Raw genomic sequence first — 15,936 nt, 5'->3', positions numbered from 1 at the left:
ATCCAAACCGCTTTCGGTTTGGATTTTTTTTATTGCTTATCTGGATGAAGATTTTCTTTCATCGTATAGGATGCTACGACAATTTTGATGACTCCCGTGCGTTGTAACATCTTTTCCGGGATCTCATCAAAGGGTGCACCCTTAGCTGCGTGAGCCATTAAGATATGCAAAGCGTGGCGTTTTGCTTCTAAGTCTTCTACCACTTCCGCTTTTCCAAAACCAATTAAGCTTTGATACGCATAAGAATAGCTGGCGGCATTGCGTGAGCCTTTGATTAGTTGATGATTGCCATCCATCTCCACGGCGACTTTAGGATTTTTTTCGATCATACTAACTTTTTTACCTTCACTTGCACCGTGAACATACAAGATTAGTTCTTCCTCGATCCATTCATAACCAAAATTTACCGGCACAACGTAAGGATACTCTTCTCCATTCATAGCGATACGCAACACTTGAGAATCCTCTACCATCTGCTTGATTGTTTCAAAATCAGTCACTTGTCTTTTTTTTCTTCGCATCCTTTTTCCTCCAGTCATCTTTCTTCTCATTATATAGATTAAAATTTAAAAAGAAAACTATTTTTCAGTTCAATAAACTGAAAATTGATAAACCAAGCTTTCGCGTTTTTGGTGATAAAAACCTTTATTTATCAATGATTTACTCTTTTTTTACCTCTACTTTTATACTAAAATACCTTCTGTAATGATTTGAAAATTTGCTGAAAATGAAAGGCGTGTCGATTTTGATTGAAACTGTCGTATTTGATATCGATGATACTATTTACGATCAACAAGAACCATTTCGCAAAGCAGTCCAAAAATTATTTCCTCTAGTGAGTGAAGAAGATATGCTTCCTCTTTACACCCGTTTTCGTGTTCATAGTGACGCCAACTTTAATAAGGTGATCACACAAGAATGGACCTTGGAATTCATGCGTAACCACCGCATCAGTCAATCCTTAAAAGATTTAGATTATCCTCACATTACCGATGAACAGGCGCTTACTTTTCAAGAAGTCTACGAAGTGGAGCTTGATGCGATCACGATGCACCAAGAAGTCGAAAAATGTTTGGACTTTCTTAAACAAAAAGAGGTTCCTATCAGCATTATTACCAACGGACCAACCGATCACCAATATAAAAAGATTCTCCAATTAGGCCTGTTAAACTGGGTCGAAGAAGAAAATATTATTATTTCCCAAGCAACTGGTTTTGAAAAACCAGACGTTGAGATCTTTGATCTCGGAAAAAAACAATTCTCCTTACAGCCGGAAAACTCTCTTTATGTGGGAGATAATTTTAACAACGATGTCATTGGTTCAAAACGAGCAGGCTGGCAAGCACTTTGGTTGAATCATCGCAATCGTCAATTGCCGAAAGGAACGTCGCAGATTCAAGACATTGAATTAACTTCTTTTGAACAATTATTGCCGACCTTCCAACATATTTTCGCTTAATCTATTTTATAAAAAAGACACAGAGGACAACGGGCTGATACATCCAATTGTCTCCTGTGTCTTTAATTATCTGTTTGTAAATAAAGCGACTGACTTCCCATTGCGGCATAGATCGTTTCAAAATCTTCCCGGTTGACGATGCGATTTTTATAGCCGTAGGGATCATTGACATAAACATACTCGTGATCCATGCCTGTAATGATCACCGCGTGACACAACGGTGAGATCTCAACCTCACCCGCGGTCGTTTGCCAAATTCGAAAGTCCTCTTCAGTCGGCACTTGAAAATCGACCGTCGTTACGACCCAAACCGGAACCCCCTGTTGAACAAGCTGTTCTAGCATCGAAAAGGGAGTCTCACTGCTGGCGACGATAGAGTGATCGCCAGTGATGATTTGTTCTGCCACCTCCGCAATCGGTTCAACTGCTGCCCCCATCGCGTCATAGCCTTCATAAATATTTCCAACAAACCCTTCGTGTGGATCTCCGTGGATCGCCAATTCTTCATTCTCGTATAAAGGAACATAATTAAGCAAGTCCGCCAGTTGGTTTTTAGTCGTCCCATAATCATAAAAATTCAATAACATCGATAATGCGGTGATTTCGCAGCCATTTTCTAAAGGTATTGCACCAGATTGTTGATTTTCCAACGGTACATCAAGTAAATCTGTCTCTGTTGATTCTTGATCCGCTAATTGAATTTGTTTCTTATCCACTGTATTGCTGCTAAGAGCCGGTAATTGATCGTTCCAAAAAAATAGAAAAAGTCCGACACCTAGGATTATCAGTAAAATACCGCTGATGGTTGTTAAGTATTTGATGGTCCTCACCCCTCTTTTGTTCAGAGTAAGTATCGCAAAATTAACTTAATTGAAACTAAAAAAGAAGTTGAGACTTTTGCCTCAACTTCTTTTCTTATTCATGATGGTCTTCATCGTATTCCATCTTACGGTATTTTTCCATTTTTTTACTAAACAGAACACCATTTGATGGTGGTGTATAGGTGATTGCATTGGCTCCCGCATCGATCGTTGCTTCGATCGTCTCATCGTCCGGTCCACCGGTCGCAATGATGGGTAGGTCAGGGTAATTTTGGCGGAATTGCTTGACGACCTCTACCGTATCTTTTCCAGCACTAATATTAATGATATCTACACCGGCAGCCAACTTCTCATCTATTTTTGAATAGAATGAGGTAACTGTCGCAATGACTGGAATATCCACCACATCATCAATTGCTTTAATCGTTTCGACTGGCGTCGGACCATTCACGACTACCCCTAGACTTCCTTGTGCTTCCGCAAACATGCCCATGTAGGCGGAGCGCTTCCCATGTGTCAAGCCACCGGCCACACCGGAAAAGACTGGGATATCGGCGGCTTCAATAATACTTTTCGTAATCGCCGGATGGGGTGTGAATGGATACACGGCAATTACCGCATCCGCATCGGTATTGCGAATAATAGCGATATCCGTAGTGAAAATAATCGAACGAATTTTTTTCCCAAAAATCAAGATACCAGAACACTTCTTGATTACTTTTGGCACTCGCACAATGTCATTACGTAATTCAGTCATAATTTCCGGGACGAATTTATCTGTCATACAATCAGCTCCTCATTCATATTAATGCGTGCACTTTTCATGCCACATGTCAGTATTACTCGCTAACTTCTTAGCTTAATTTTACTATGAATGATCGTACTGTTCCAAATTATACGTCTCAATGACGCTAATGATTTTATTCGCGTAGCCCGGGTCGGTAGCGTAGCCAGCTGTCTGCAAGGCTTGGGCGGCCTGGCGATAATCAGCGGCTGTAAGAACGCCCGCATAAAGCTGTGGATTCCAATTGGTGCCATTGACGAAAAGCATCGTGTGATCATCGAGAGACTCTTCCCATGAAGAATAGACCTTGAAGTCTCCTTGAATCGTAATCCACTGTTCATTGATATATTCCTTGGTTTCAAGGCTGACCTTAGGCTGATTGCCTGAAGCCTTGATCCCAAAAAGGTTTTTATACTGGCTAGCAAGTTGTGATTGGCCCCAATTTGATTCTAAGATTGCTTGTCCCAAAATAACACTAGGGAGAATTCCATAACCTTGCTGCAATTCTTTTGCATGAGGTGCTAATTGATCAATGAACTCTTGATGAGAAAGGGTCTCTTGTTGTTCTGGTGTATTCTCTACTCCAAAATCAGATAATGTATGTAAAGAAAAAACGAAAGCCAAACCAATCACCAAGATCCCAGCAAAAATCAGTGGGATCGAGATGTTGGACTTTCGTTTTTGATATTTTTTCTTAGGCATAGTGCCTCCTTACTTGGCGGATAATTCTTTCAAGAACTCTTCTAAAGTCAGATCGTGTTTCGTGATATATTCAGCATTTTCTTTGCCAACATAGCGAATATGCCATGGCTCATAAGTGATCCCGGTGATATCTTGTCGATCTTTAGGGTAACGAATGATAAAGCCATATTTTGGCGCATTCTCTGCAATCCATTTCGCCCCCGGTTGATCACCGTAAGAGGCATCTAAGACTTGGGTAGAATAAGAATTGTACCAATCTTGGTCCACGATATCTACCGCCAAACCAGTATGGTGTTCACTGAACCCTGGTTCGGTAATAGTTTCTTTTGTTTTTGCGATTGCATCCGCTTCTGACATCCCGTTACCGCTGACTAAGCCATTTACATTCGTATCAAAAACTTCCTTTTGCGATTCAACTGAGCGAAATGCTGAGATGATCACTAATGGAAAGCCAGCTTTTGTGGCCGCTTCAGAGAAGGCTTCATAATCTGAAGCGATTCGTTTATCGACTTGATGACTATTATCAGACAATGTAGTTAACTGACTTTCATCCACTTCTTTTTCAATTTTATTTTTCGGACCAACCAAAACTAGGTTCCAATCTTCAGCATTGGCCTTAGGTAACGCTTTTTGTACGGCATTTTTCTTAGTACTCGTCTTCTTCTCAAAAGAATACGTCGTCGCTGTCGTTTTCTTGGCACTTGTTTCTGCCGGAGCACTGTAGAAAAGAGAATAACCGGTCATCCCAAGCATAATGATGACGGAAAGTAGTCCTACTGTTTTTTTCAATATAAAAAATCCTCTCGTTAATCGTCTAGTGACGTATAGGTCTCTGTTAAGTTTTCATTCACCCAATCAAGTAATGCGGTTTGTGTTTGCGCACTGGCAATTTGATTTTGGACATGCGCTGGCAAACGAAAACTTAGAATATCACTATAACCCCAGCTATCATAATCGATCATAACTCTAAGATCGATAAAATCGCTGTTTTCTTCTTCGTTTTTATTTTTAAAGGGAATCATTTCAACTTGAGCTAACCCGCTAGCGATCCATTTTTGCGCGACGATCGTTTTCATTTCACGGTATTCTGCCACCGCCGTCGGACGCTTTTCTGGAAATAGGAACGTCTGGCGAATCACCTTTTGGCTTAACATCCATTCGTAATCACTGAATAAATTCTTGATTTTTTGGTTTGCTTCCGGAGATAAATTATTTTGGCCAGCCTTCCATTGCTGCCATTGACTATCAGAAACGCCTAAATAGTCTTGATAAAAATCTTGTTCTGAATGAAATTGTTCAAAAATTGCACTAATCACTAAATCCAAATAAATTTGATTCAAAATAATCCCTCCTATACTATTTTACTGAATTTCCCAGAAAAATACAGTGCTTTGGCAAATCGATTGAAATAATTTAAGATTTACTGCTATACTCTAAAGGAAATCTTATTCTTCTAGTCCTTGAATAATTTTACCAAAAAGGACAGTCAAATTCATTTTTTAACCGCATTTTTACAAAATAATGGCTCAACAGGAGGAAAAAATGACAAAATTACAATGGGGTATCATCGGTCTTGGGCAAATTGCTCATGACTTCGCTGAAACTTTTGATCAATCCAGCAGTCAACTGACCGCTTGCGCATCGCGATCGCTGGCTAAAGCCGAGAAATTTTCACAGCAATTTAATTTACCAAAAGCCTACGGAAGTTACGAGGAGCTGTTAGCAGATAAAGCCATTGACATCATTTACGTATCCGTACCAAATCGTCAACACAGTCAGCATATCATGCAAGCCCTACATGCTGGCAAGCATGTGCTTTGCGAAAAAGCGATTACTATGAACTCTGCGGAATTACAAGCTGCAATAGAATTGGCCGAACAAAAAGATTTGATCTTGGCTGAGGCAATGACCATTTTCAATATGCCATTGTACCAAGAACTTCATGCGTTAATCGACAGCGGTCGCTTAGGAAAATTAAAAATGATCCAAGCACCTTTTGGCAGCTATAAAGAACCCGACCCAACCAATCGTTTCTTTAATCCAGATTTAGCTGGCGGAGCATTGTTGGATATCGGTACTTATGCCGTTTCTTTCGCCCGGTGGTTCTTGTCTGAGCAACCGGAAGTCGTCGCCTCCACCATGATTCCTTTTTCAACTGGAGTCGATGAACAATCAGTCACGATTTTACAAAATCAGAAGAACGAATTAGCGACAATCAGCTTGACCTTCCAAGCCAAAATGCCAAAAAAAGGCATCGTTGCCTTCGAAAATGGCTACCTAACCGTTGACGATTATCCGCGGGCAGACAAAGCGGAATTATTCTTTAACGATGGTACGACTGAGCTGATTGAATCTGGTTTTACTGGAAACGCCATGAATTATGAAATCGAAAACATGGTCAAGGTCATCAAAGGTGAATTGCCAAATAAATCGTTGTTCTTTACGAAAGACGTCATTGATATTTTGGATCAGATGCAGCAAAAATGGTATAAATAAATTAGTCTCAAAGGTGCTGACCAGTCAGCACCTTTGTTTTTTTATCAATTATCCGCTAAACTATTTATTAGATAAACAGATTCGGAGAAAGGGGAAAATTATGCAGATTGGGCGTTTTCGCTTAGGCATGCGCACTATCAAAACGGCTCTAGCCGTCATGCTGTGTATTTTACTATTTTATTTGACTGATCGTGGCTCGCCGTTGATCGCTGCACTTGCCGCTGTTTTTTCATTGCGGCAAGACTTAACCACCAGTATCTCTTTTGGTCGTTCCCGCGTCTTAGGAAACTCCCTTGGCGGTCTATTTGCAATGATTTTTTATTACGTCCAGTCGCTTTTCAAAAATGACTTTTATGTGGAGCTCTTTTTATTGCCCTTCTTCGTAATTTTAGTCATCGTGCTTTCTGATGGGATAAACAATAATTCCGGGATTATCTCAGCCATTGCCACGATGCTGCTGATTGCACTCAGTATCCCCCAGGGAGAGTCGATTCTTTATGCCTTGAATCGGGTGTTGGATACATTTATTGGGACCATCATCGCGATTTCTTTAAACGGTGTAATCTCGCCTCAGACAGATGAAAAAGAAAAACAAATAAAAGAAGATCTAGTCGAACTGCGAAAAAAGGAAGCCGATTTGAATAAAATGCTCTATGACGTAAAAAAACAAATAAAAGATCAGTCTCAAAAATGAGGCTGATCTTTTATTTTATGCTTTCTTAGTCGCCAATTTACCATTGAATGTCTTCGATTGATTGCGGCTTGGCATTCAGCTTTTGACTACGGACATGGGCATCATTAATCCGGATCACTCGATCTGCCATCGCTGCGATTGCCAAATTATGAGTAATGATCACCACCGTCGTCCCATTTTCTCGAGCAGTATCTTGCAGAATCTTTAAAATCTGTTTTCCTGTCTCAAAATCCAACGCGCCGGTCGGTTCATCACACAACAATAGTTTTGGCCGTTTCGCTAACGCTCGCGCGATTGTAACCCGTTGTTGCTCGCCTCCGGATAATTGTGCCGGAAAATTATTCATTCGTTCACCTAAGCCCACAGATTGCAGAACTTCATCCGGGTTCAAAGCATCCGAAACAATTTGTGAAGCCAATTCAACATTTTCCTTAGCCGTTAGATTAGGAACCAAATTATAAAACTGGAACACAAAGCCAACGTCATTCCGACGATAAGTTGTCAGTTCCTTATTATTAAATTGAGCAATGTCCGTCCCATCAACAATAACTTGTCCTTCATCACAGCTGTCCATTCCCCCTAAAATATTCAAAACTGTTGATTTACCAGCTCCACTTGGACCAAGAATGACGGCTACTTCTCCTCGTTCAATTGAAAAATTGACTTTTTCATTGGCGCGAATAATCGTCTCGCCCATTTTGTAGTGCTTGCTTTCATCTATTACATCAATATAAGCCATGTTTAGTCTCCTTAGTCACTTATTCTCAATATATTTAGTTTACCATAGACCCTTCTCTGACTGATACAATCGACTACGGATAAATTGGAATTCACTTTTTGATTGATCATCCCTTGACGGCTAACGCAAAAAAATAGATTTTTTCGTACACATACGATTTTTCTAACTCGCTGGTGCAAGAAGAAAAACTCGCAGTCGGCTCTGAAACAGGATTATAAATTTTTGCTAAAATTTATCTTTATTTTCGTCGACATATCATTCTACTAATCTGCTAAAGCAGAAAGTAGAACTGACAGCTACTTCTTATTAACGGTACCATTTTTCAAAAAGCGAAAAATGGTTTATTGTCGTTCGCATACGATTTTTCTAACTTGCTAACGCAAGAAGAAAAACTCGCAAAAAACCTCGACCTTTGTTTCTGGTCGAGGTTTACAAATGTTTGGTTTAATTAAGCGTGGTAACGTTCTACACCATCAAGGTAAGTTGCAACCAAATCCATTGTAGGTTCTAATACGATAAAGTCGGCTGCGCGGCCTTCAGCGATCATACCGCACTTGTCGTCGATTTTACAGCTGACAGCTGGTACATAAGAGGCCATCATAATTGCTTGTTCAGGAGTTGCAATATCCCAATCAACTACATTTTTGATTGCTTCTTTTAATTTCAAAATACTTCCAGCTAAGTTACCAGATTCAAGACGGGCTGTTCCTTCTTTCACAACAACCGGGAATTCACCTAAGTTGTAATTACCATCAGGCATGCCGCCAGCCATCATACAGTCAGTGATTAAGGCCACATGATCATGTCCAGCTTTTTCCATCAAAACTTCCGCTGCTTGTGGATGAACATGGTGTCCATCACAGATCAATTCTGAGAAAACATGTTGCAATGTAAGCAATGCGCCTACCATACCAGGTTCGCGGTGATTCAAGCCACGCATACCATTATAAGCATGAACAAAGACGCTTGCGCCTGCTTCCACAGCTTCTTGCGCTTCTTCTAAAGTTGCGTTTGAATGTCCTAGTGAAACAACAACACCTTCGTCGGTCACTGTTTTAACAAATTCTTTTACACCTTTACGTTCTGGTGCTAATGCGATTTTCTTGATCAAGCCGCCTGAAGCTTCTTGCCATTCATGGAATGTATCCAAATCAGGATCGCCAAAATAGCTAGGATTTTGTGCGCCTTTATGTTCTTCGGTAAAGAACGGTCCTTCAAAGTAAATCCCTTGAATTTTTGCACCATCAACTTCTTGATACATGCTGCCGATCGTTGCCGCAACATCTTTCAAACGTTCTTTGGTTGACGTCAAAGTGGTTGGTAAGAAACTAGTCACACCACATGATAATAATCCTTCTGACATGACTTTGATGCCTTCTGCGTCATTATCCATCACGTCATGATTTTTGTAACCGTGGATATGTGTATCCACTAAACCGGGAGCGATCCAGTTTCCGCTTTGATCGATGATCTCTGCCCCTTCTGGTTTTGTTGCTGTATATGTGCCAAAAATGCCATCGGTGACATCTAAATAACCTGCGCCTTTAACACCTGAGTTTAAAAAGAATTTGTCAGCATAAATAAATGTTTTCATTGTGAGCTCTCCCTTTTGTCTTAGTATCTTAAAGTTACTCCTGAATCAAAAATAAGTCAAGAATGGTGTAGACCACTCTACAAATCTTTCATTTTCTCTAAGGCTCGCAGCATTTTCCGATAACCGATCACTGAATGCAAATCGTCTCGTGCCTCTAACATGCGGATTTTTAACTCCAGTAGCTCATGCAATTTATAGTAACTGCATTGCTGACGATTCCACTTCAACCCAATGTCAACGACCTTTTCAGCTAAATCCAAACGTTCCTGCTTAATCAAAAACGTCCCATAATTGACGAATAGATTGCTTAACTCACTACGTTCGGAATAATCCGCCATCATAGATTGAAAGAGTTCAAAGCTTTGATTGTAGTAGCTTTGTGCTTCATTGACTTTTCCTAAAGCCGAATTCATTTTCCCGGCAAAATTCAATAATAAAATCCGGCTATCAAAATAGCCGTAATACTTTTTCGAGACACAGATGTCCAAACCTTCAAGTGTGTGAGCCAAAGCCGCTTCAGGATTTCCATCAATAAAATAGGCACAGACGCCTTTAAAAAAACAAACTTGCTGACGATCCTTGTCTAAATGCGTGATCTGACGCTCGTCTAAGTAATCAAGGGTTGCTTGGATCTCCAAATATTTTCCCGTCCGTAAATACATAAACATCTTATTAAAATATTTCCGTAAAAATAATTCCTCTGGTAGAAAATCAAGCATCAATTGATCAATGGTGATCCCTAGCCGATGACAAAGCTGCTTAATGACAAAAATATTGGGAATCTCCTCGTCATTTTCGATTCGACTCAAAACACTTTGAGAACAGATACCAGCCGATAAATCTTTTTGCGTCATGCCATGTTCTTTGCGGAACTCTTTTAAGACTTGACCAATCGCTTCCATCTTTGCTTCCTCCAAAATATGCTAATTCACATTTTTTAACTACTCTCATTCTAGCTGATGCATGATAGACAAGCAACTTCTAGCATCTAAAAATCAAAAAGCCTTGAAGCATTTTGATTAGAATGAGGTCGCATCACAAAAAATGAAATACTAAAAAAATAGAGCTGCGACCTTTAACAGTCTCAGCTCTCGATCTTTTTTATTGTAGCACTTATACGGCTTTTTTTATACGGCGAATGGGACTCGAACCCACACGGGAGAACTCCCACATGACCCTCAATCATGCTTGTCTACCAATTCCAACACCGCCGCAGAACGAATTTCATCATAGCTTAGCCAACTAGCAAAAGTCAATAGGCTAAACAATCGTCGTGTCGTAAACATAGATGATGTTGCCTTTTAAACCGGCGATTCCGCGGAAAAACTTTTTGTCCTCCTGTTTGCTCCAGACTTCACGAAATAAAAAGAATTCTTCGCGAGTCACTTCGAATTGATCAATCTCTCCAGCTCGTAACTGACTGATTTTTTCTTCAAATGGATTCACATACTTACTTCCTTTACATAATTCTATAATAAATGGTTTTTACCGAGACAAGGAGCCGAGACCTTAGTATAATCCCCGCTCCCTTTTTGAATAAACAATAGTCCAAAGCAGCTTCTTCGGAAATTCTGTCTCATTTTCGAAGCTAAACACTGCTAATTGAACTGCTCTTAATCATGAAAATATTTACTGTCTTCCAACTTTGAATTATCCTCTTGCATGATCCCTCGCAAGGAACGATCCAAACGTTGGCGCGTTTTCTTTCTTTCCAACGCCGGCTGTTCTTCTTTTTCTGATGCGAAAAGAATATAAGATTGGCGAGACTTCTCCATCCGCTGCATTAATTCCCGAGGCGATACAGCATCTGCCGGATCATCGGGGATCAATGATGACGGCACAAATTTCGGCGCAAAAGGAGTAGCACTGCGGCCACGTCCACTCCGGGTATTAATGCTAGTGGCTTTCGTCCGTTCCTTAGGTTTAGGCTCTTCAAACAATTTTACTGTTTTACGTTCAGTGTGTTCAGCATGATAGCTCGGCAAGTTTGCTTTATGAAGCTCCAGCTCTCTGCTGCGAGGTTCTTCCTGTAAATTCACTCGCCGTGTTCGCTTAACTTTTGGCAACGGGCGATCAAAAATATCCTGCGCCTCTAATTTATAATCTGTCAGCAAGTCGTCCTCGCCATCAAACAAAACCCGACCACTTTGATTGCCGTAAGCTAGCTTGACTCCCGCATCATCATCAAAAGCAGGAAAGCGACCTTTTTTTCTGCTGTATGTTTGCATAAAATCATCCTCATTGTTGTGATATAGGATAGTTTAGCATAAATGCTAAAAAAATGCTGCGAAATCTCTAGCAGCCAAATCCTTCCTAACCCACAAAATTAACAGCTGTCAGAGATGAACAAGCTGCCTTTTGGTGCCAAGATCTCTCCTTCGATGATTCGATTCAACACATCATAATCACCTTTATAAGCTAATGGACTGGACAACTCACCAATATTGATACTTTGTTCTTGATTCGATAGATTAAGCGCATAGATGACATAGGCTTTTTCCGTGTAGCGAATGATGCCGAAAAGTTGCTGTTTTTGCGAATAGAAAGGGAAAAATTCTCCGTATTTCAAGACATCAAATTTTTTACGACGCTGAACCCATTTTTGACAGCTTTTGAATAAAGCCTGATTGATAGACTGCCATGGGAAAAAGCGACGATTCTCAGGATCTTTTCCGCCAGTCAGCCCAGCCTCATCCCCATAATAAATACAAGGGATGCCCGGCATCATAAACATCAAGCCCCATGCTTGATCTAACGTCTCTAATGACCCATCCAGCATCGTTAAAATCCGCTCCGTGTCATGGGTGCCAATATTATTCAACTGATTATAGTAAAAATCTCTCGGATAATTTTCCTGATAACGGATCATCTCTTCACAGATTTCCTGTAATGTCCGGTAACCTTTTAAGATATCTAAAATCTGCTGGCGCAAAGGGTAATTCATCACGCCTTGCAAATGATCACCAAAAACATATCTTCTACGCGTATCATAAGCAATCTTATTAGAGGCATCCTCCCAAACTTCTCCAATCAAGATTTTTTCTTGATAGAAGGACAAATGCTTACGAATTCCCGCGATAAAATCATCCGTCAATTCATCTGCGACATCCAGTCGCCAACCGTCGACGCCGAGGGTCGTCCACTTCGCTAAAACACTATCTAGATCGCCGTAAATAAATTCTTGATAATGAGGATTATCTTTCCGGACCTCAGGTAGATCAGCAACGCCCCACCACGATTTGTAATCAGTGGGATATTGTTTAAAAGTGAACCAATCCCGATAAGGACTCTTAGGATCAAGGGCCGCTCCTGAATGCTTACCATAAAGACCAGAAATATTGAAATAGCGGCTGTCCTTTCCTACATGCGAGAAAACACCATCAAGGATGACTGCGATTCCTGACTCATGTAGTTCAGTGATCAATTCACGAAAATCTTCTTCTTTGCCCAAGACACCATCGATCTTAAAATAATCGTTCGTATCATAGCGATGATTTGAACTGGCTTCAAAGATCGGGTTCAAATATAAAGCCGTGATCCCTAGCTCTTTTAAGTAAGGAATCTTTTCTTTGATCCCTTTTAGATTGCCGCCAAAAAAATCCCAACGAACGATCTCATTTTTTTGGTTTCGAATATAATAAGGATCGTCTTCTTCCGTACCATAAATAAACGAATTTTTTTTCGGCTGATTCACTATATGATCGGGATTGCCATTAGCAAAACGATCAGGAAAGATTTGATAAAAAACAGCATCGCGGTACCATTTAGGAGCGACCTCAGGTTTTTGATAGCAGGTTAATTGATAGGGTAGAACTTCTTGCTCGGAACCATATATTTTCCCTTCGCCGCCTTGATCCTTAAAGCCATAATACTGGATCGTCTCATAGCCATTGGTTTCGCGAACGACTTTGAAATAATAAAAGTACAGACCCCAGCCTTGATTCATTGTCGTTTGAAAATGGAACCGTTCTTCCGCCACCGCCTCCATTGGGAAGACTCGCTGCCCAGATGAGCTGCCTTCTTTACGGACGATCAAAAAAACCTGCGTGTTTTCCGGCTCAGGGACTGACAACCAAAGATCAATTTCCATGCCTTCTTGAACCGCACCAAAGGGTTGTTTATACCGTTCGATCCATGGATTAAAGTAGATATGTGTCATGTTGAGTTACACCTCGATTATCATTATGAGCGAATAATGGCTCAATCTGCCAAATGTCGTCCGCGTATTGCTGCACGGTTCGGTCAGAAGAGAAACGGCCGGCATTCGCCGTATTCCGTAAACTGATTTGACGCCAGCGACGTGTATCCTGATACGCCTGATTGACTGACATTTGCGCCGCGCAATAATCTTCAAAATCTCGTAACACGAAAAATTCGTCGTTGTACTTGATCAACGAGTCAAAAATTTCCTGACCTTCTTTGGTGATATTAGGAATCGTTCCGTCAATCAAAGCATTGACTACTTTTTGAATCGTCGTATCACGTTCATACAGGTCGATCGCATGGTAATTTCTCTTTTCATAATACTGATAAACCTCGCCTTCGGTCAAACCGAAGATCGCGATATTATCGTCACCTACCGCATCTCTAATTTCAACGTTCGCCCCATCAAGCGTAGCAATCGTGACTGCACCATTCAGCATCAGCTTCATATTCGACGTGCCTGAAGCTTCTTTAGAGGCCAAGGAAATTTGTTCGCTGACATCCGCCGCCGGAATGATTCGCTCTGCTAAGCTAACGTTATAGTTTTCTAAAAAGACTAGTTTCAATTTCCCCTTGATCGTTTCATCGGCGTTGATCAAGCTGGCGACTTCGTTGATTGCTTTAATAATTGATTTGGCATAATGATAGCTTGGTGCCGCCTTCGCCCCAAAAATAAAGACCCGCGGTTCGATCGGTAATTCCGGATTCTCTTTCAAATCCAAATACAATTTAATGATATGCAGTAAATTTAGTAATTGACGTTTATAGGCGTGTAGACGTTTGATCTGAACATCAAAAATCGCCTCAGGAGAGACTTCGATCCCGCAATGACTTTTGATATAAGCGGCCAAGCTACGTTTATTCTGATACTTCGCCTCAGCTAAGGCATTCAATACTTGATCGTCTTCTTCGTAATTTAATAGCAAACGTAGATCATCCGAATTTTTACGCCACGTTTTCCCAATCGTTGCATCCAATACCTTGCTCATGGCTGGGTTGGCTAATTGAACCCAACGCCGCATCGCGATTCCATTAGTTTTATTATTGAAACGATCTGGATAAAGTAAATAAAAATCATGCAACACAACAGATTTCAATAAATCCGAATGAAGCTTCGCGACGCCATTGGTAGAATGTGAACCAATAATCGCCAGATGAGCCATATGGACTTGTCCGTCTTGGATGATCCGCGTGCGTTGAATCAAATCAAAGTCTTGGACGCCAATCAATTCTTCCACAAAGCGCCGATCAATTTCTTCGATAATCTGATAAATCCGAGGGCAGACGTTTTTCATCATGTCGATCGACCATTTCTCTAACGCTTCTGCCATGATCGTATGATTCGTGTAACTCATAACTTTCCGCGTTAAATCCCATGCTCGCTCCCAACTCATTTGTTCCTCATCGACCAGCAAGCGCATAAACTCAGCCACACACATCGCTGGATGGGTATCATTAATATGGATTGCGACATATTGATTGATCTCATCCATCGGCTGGTTCAAACTTTTGAAATAGCGCAAGATACTTTGCACACCGGCAGATACAAAAAAGTATTCTTGCGTCAGGCGCATTTTACGCCCTGCTTCATTCGAATCATCTGGGTATAAAACCGAAGTCAGATCTTCAAAAGAACGACGGGCTTCGATACTGCGATAACGATCCTCTTCCTCTGGCGGAATTTCAAGCGACCACAAACGCATTGTATTGACGATTTTATTTTGATAGCCTACCATTCCAGTGTCGTAAGGGACGGCACGGAGCTTACTACCCCCTTCATAGACTGGTGATAACTTGCCATATTGATCAGGTTTTAAATAAACATTTCCACCGATCTGGACATCCACTGCTTTGCTTTCTTTGCGAACTTCCCACAAATTTCCCTTTTGCAGCCACTCATCTGGCAACTCAACCTGATAATTATCAACAAAACGCTGTTTGAATAAGCCATATTCATAGCGAATCCCGTTCCCATTTCCTGGTAAACCACAAGAAGCGATAGAATCCATAAAACAAGAAGCTAAGCGACCAAGGCCACCATTGCCAAGTGCCATGTCCGGCTCGATCTCAACTAGATCATTTAGCTGAATCCCTAACTCATCTAATCCTTCTTCTACCAGCTCCAGCCAACCCATATTCAGCAAATTACTTTTCAACATTTTTCCCGGTAAAAACTCGATTGAAAAATAATACGACTGTTTCTGGTTATTCTCCCGATAATCCTTCCACGTTTCCCGCCAATCTTGCGAATAGGCGGAGGTCATCAAAGAGCCTAGTGTTTGATAAAGCTCATTAGAAGAAGCATCGGTAACCTCCATCGCAAATTTTTCGGCTAAACGTCGTTTGAATTTCTTTTTGAATTCTTTTTTATCCATTTCATTTCATCTCCAAGCTCTTGCAATTTATAAAAACAGCCTTCTTTTATTCGACTAGAATTAATTAAA

At 40.8% G+C, this 15,936-nt stretch carries 16 protein-coding genes and 1 tRNA gene; 3 read left to right on the top strand and 14 right to left on the bottom strand.

Annotated elements, in window-relative coordinates:
• Positions 1 to 29: 29 nt before the first annotated feature.
• Positions 30 to 521 (bottom strand): pyridoxamine 5'-phosphate oxidase family protein, encoded by a 492-nt coding sequence (locus IGI54_RS05110; protein WP_071861237.1) that lies wholly within the window; start codon positions 519 to 521, stop codon positions 30 to 32.
• A 206-nt stretch (positions 522 to 727) separates the two neighbouring features.
• On the opposite strand from IGI54_RS05110, the gene IGI54_RS05105 reads away from it, so the two are divergent.
• Positions 728 to 1,459, top strand: a complete 732-nt coding sequence (locus tag IGI54_RS05105; protein ID WP_084133224.1) for an HAD family hydrolase — start codon at positions 728 to 730, stop codon at positions 1,457 to 1,459.
• A 62-nt stretch (positions 1,460 to 1,521) separates the two neighbouring features.
• Here the strand turns inward: IGI54_RS05105 and IGI54_RS05100 are convergent, their stop codons facing one another.
• From IGI54_RS05100 to IGI54_RS05080, 5 genes are all read right to left on the bottom strand, one after another.
• Positions 1,522 to 2,289 (bottom strand): C39 family peptidase, encoded by a 768-nt coding sequence (locus IGI54_RS05100; RefSeq protein WP_430621334.1) that lies wholly within the window; start codon positions 2,287 to 2,289, stop codon positions 1,522 to 1,524.
• Positions 2,290 to 2,374: 85 nt separating this feature from the next.
• Complete coding sequence (locus IGI54_RS05095) at positions 2,375 to 3,064, bottom strand: hydrolase (RefSeq protein ID WP_071861236.1); 690 nt, start codon at positions 3,062 to 3,064, stop codon at positions 2,375 to 2,377.
• Positions 3,065 to 3,148: 84 nt separating this feature from the next.
• Complete coding sequence (locus IGI54_RS05090) at positions 3,149 to 3,766, bottom strand: glycoside hydrolase family 73 protein (protein ID WP_071861235.1); 618 nt, start codon at positions 3,764 to 3,766, stop codon at positions 3,149 to 3,151.
• A gap of 9 nt (positions 3,767 to 3,775) precedes the next feature.
• Entirely contained in the window at positions 3,776 to 4,555 is a 780-nt protein-coding gene (locus IGI54_RS05085) for a M15 family metallopeptidase (protein WP_216428888.1), read from the bottom strand.
• A gap of 17 nt (positions 4,556 to 4,572) precedes the next feature.
• Positions 4,573 to 5,106 (bottom strand): hypothetical protein, encoded by a 534-nt coding sequence (locus IGI54_RS05080; RefSeq protein ID WP_216428886.1) that lies wholly within the window; start codon positions 5,104 to 5,106, stop codon positions 4,573 to 4,575.
• A 202-nt stretch (positions 5,107 to 5,308) separates the two neighbouring features.
• On the opposite strand from IGI54_RS05080, the gene IGI54_RS05075 reads away from it, so the two are divergent.
• Both IGI54_RS05075 and IGI54_RS05070 read left to right on the top strand, forming a co-directional pair.
• Positions 5,309 to 6,262: a Gfo/Idh/MocA family protein gene (locus IGI54_RS05075; protein WP_430621333.1), complete on the top strand. Its 954-nt coding sequence runs from the start codon at positions 5,309 to 5,311 to the stop codon at positions 6,260 to 6,262.
• 100 nt (positions 6,263 to 6,362) lie between these two features.
• A complete protein-coding gene (locus IGI54_RS05070) occupies positions 6,363 to 6,956 on the top strand; it encodes an FUSC family protein (RefSeq protein WP_071861231.1) in 594 nt (197 codons plus the stop codon).
• Between the two features lie 37 nt (positions 6,957 to 6,993).
• On the opposite strand, the gene IGI54_RS05065 is transcribed toward IGI54_RS05070, so the two are convergent.
• From IGI54_RS05065 to IGI54_RS05030, 8 genes are all read right to left on the bottom strand, one after another.
• Positions 6,994 to 7,695: an ABC transporter ATP-binding protein gene (locus IGI54_RS05065; protein WP_430621332.1), complete on the bottom strand. Its 702-nt coding sequence runs from the start codon at positions 7,693 to 7,695 to the stop codon at positions 6,994 to 6,996.
• 448 nt (positions 7,696 to 8,143) lie between these two features.
• Positions 8,144 to 9,289, bottom strand: coding sequence for an N-acetylglucosamine-6-phosphate deacetylase (nagA, locus tag IGI54_RS05060; protein ID WP_430621331.1), 1,146 nt, complete (start codon positions 9,287 to 9,289; stop codon positions 8,144 to 8,146).
• Between the two features lie 77 nt (positions 9,290 to 9,366).
• Positions 9,367 to 10,191, bottom strand: a complete 825-nt coding sequence (locus IGI54_RS05055; RefSeq protein ID WP_071861228.1) for a helix-turn-helix domain-containing protein — start codon at positions 10,189 to 10,191, stop codon at positions 9,367 to 9,369.
• Between the two features lie 228 nt (positions 10,192 to 10,419).
• Positions 10,420 to 10,503, bottom strand: a tRNA-Leu gene (locus IGI54_RS05050).
• Between the two features lie 46 nt (positions 10,504 to 10,549).
• A complete protein-coding gene (locus IGI54_RS05045; RefSeq protein ID WP_071861227.1) occupies positions 10,550 to 10,735 on the bottom strand; it encodes a hypothetical protein in 186 nt (61 codons plus the stop codon).
• Positions 10,736 to 10,902: 167 nt separating this feature from the next.
• A complete protein-coding gene (locus tag IGI54_RS05040; RefSeq protein ID WP_071861226.1) occupies positions 10,903 to 11,517 on the bottom strand; it encodes a hypothetical protein in 615 nt (204 codons plus the stop codon).
• A gap of 98 nt (positions 11,518 to 11,615) precedes the next feature.
• Positions 11,616 to 13,448 carry a glycoside hydrolase family 13 protein gene (locus IGI54_RS05035; RefSeq protein WP_430621330.1) on the bottom strand — a complete coding sequence of 611 codons (1,833 nt, stop codon included), beginning with the start codon at positions 13,446 to 13,448 and terminating at the stop codon, positions 11,616 to 11,618.
• Positions 13,429 to 15,867 carry a glycogen/starch/alpha-glucan phosphorylase gene (locus IGI54_RS05030; protein ID WP_430621329.1) on the bottom strand — a complete coding sequence of 813 codons (2,439 nt, stop codon included), beginning with the start codon at positions 15,865 to 15,867 and terminating at the stop codon, positions 13,429 to 13,431. Before IGI54_RS05030 ends, IGI54_RS05035 begins: the two co-directional genes overlap by 20 nt.
• Positions 15,868 to 15,936: the final 69 nt, after the last annotated feature.

Source organism: Enterococcus sp. DIV0800, from assembly GCF_050559735.1.
GTDB classification, from domain to species: Bacteria; Bacillota; Bacilli; order Lactobacillales; family Enterococcaceae; genus Enterococcus_A; species Enterococcus_A devriesei.
Note: the sequence above shows the minus strand (reverse complement) of the source record. Positions and strands in the feature narration are given on the sequence as shown.

What these genes read in the sequence shown, in the direction of transcription:
- nagA (WP_430621331.1), bottom strand. Translation starts at nt 9,289, where the DNA reads ATGAAAACATTTATTTATGCTGACAAATTCTTTTTAAACTCAGGTGTT.
- IGI54_RS05055 (WP_071861228.1), bottom strand. Translation starts at nt 10,191, where the DNA reads ATGGAAGCGATTGGTCAAGTCTTAAAAGAGTTCCGCAAAGAACATGGC.
- IGI54_RS05070 (WP_071861231.1), top strand. Translation starts at nt 6,363, where the DNA reads ATGCAGATTGGGCGTTTTCGCTTAGGCATGCGCACTATCAAAACGGCT.
- IGI54_RS05040 (WP_071861226.1), bottom strand. Translation starts at nt 11,517, where the DNA reads ATGCAAACATACAGCAGAAAAAAAGGTCGCTTTCCTGCTTTTGATGAT.
- IGI54_RS05075 (WP_430621333.1), top strand. Translation starts at nt 5,309, where the DNA reads ATGACAAAATTACAATGGGGTATCATCGGTCTTGGGCAAATTGCTCAT.
- IGI54_RS05090 (WP_071861235.1), bottom strand. Translation starts at nt 3,766, where the DNA reads ATGCCTAAGAAAAAATATCAAAAACGAAAGTCCAACATCTCGATCCCA.
- IGI54_RS05035 (WP_430621330.1), bottom strand. Translation starts at nt 13,448, where the DNA reads ATGACACATATCTACTTTAATCCATGGATCGAACGGTATAAACAACCC.
- IGI54_RS05095 (WP_071861236.1), bottom strand. Translation starts at nt 3,064, where the DNA reads ATGACAGATAAATTCGTCCCGGAAATTATGACTGAATTACGTAATGAC.
- IGI54_RS05065 (WP_430621332.1), bottom strand. Translation starts at nt 7,695, where the DNA reads ATGGCTTATATTGATGTAATAGATGAAAGCAAGCACTACAAAATGGGC.
- IGI54_RS05030 (WP_430621329.1), bottom strand. Translation starts at nt 15,867, where the DNA reads ATGGATAAAAAAGAATTCAAAAAGAAATTCAAACGACGTTTAGCCGAA.
- IGI54_RS05110 (WP_071861237.1), bottom strand. Translation starts at nt 521, where the DNA reads ATGCGAAGAAAAAAAAGACAAGTGACTGATTTTGAAACAATCAAGCAG.
- IGI54_RS05105 (WP_084133224.1), top strand. Translation starts at nt 728, where the DNA reads ATGAAAGGCGTGTCGATTTTGATTGAAACTGTCGTATTTGATATCGAT.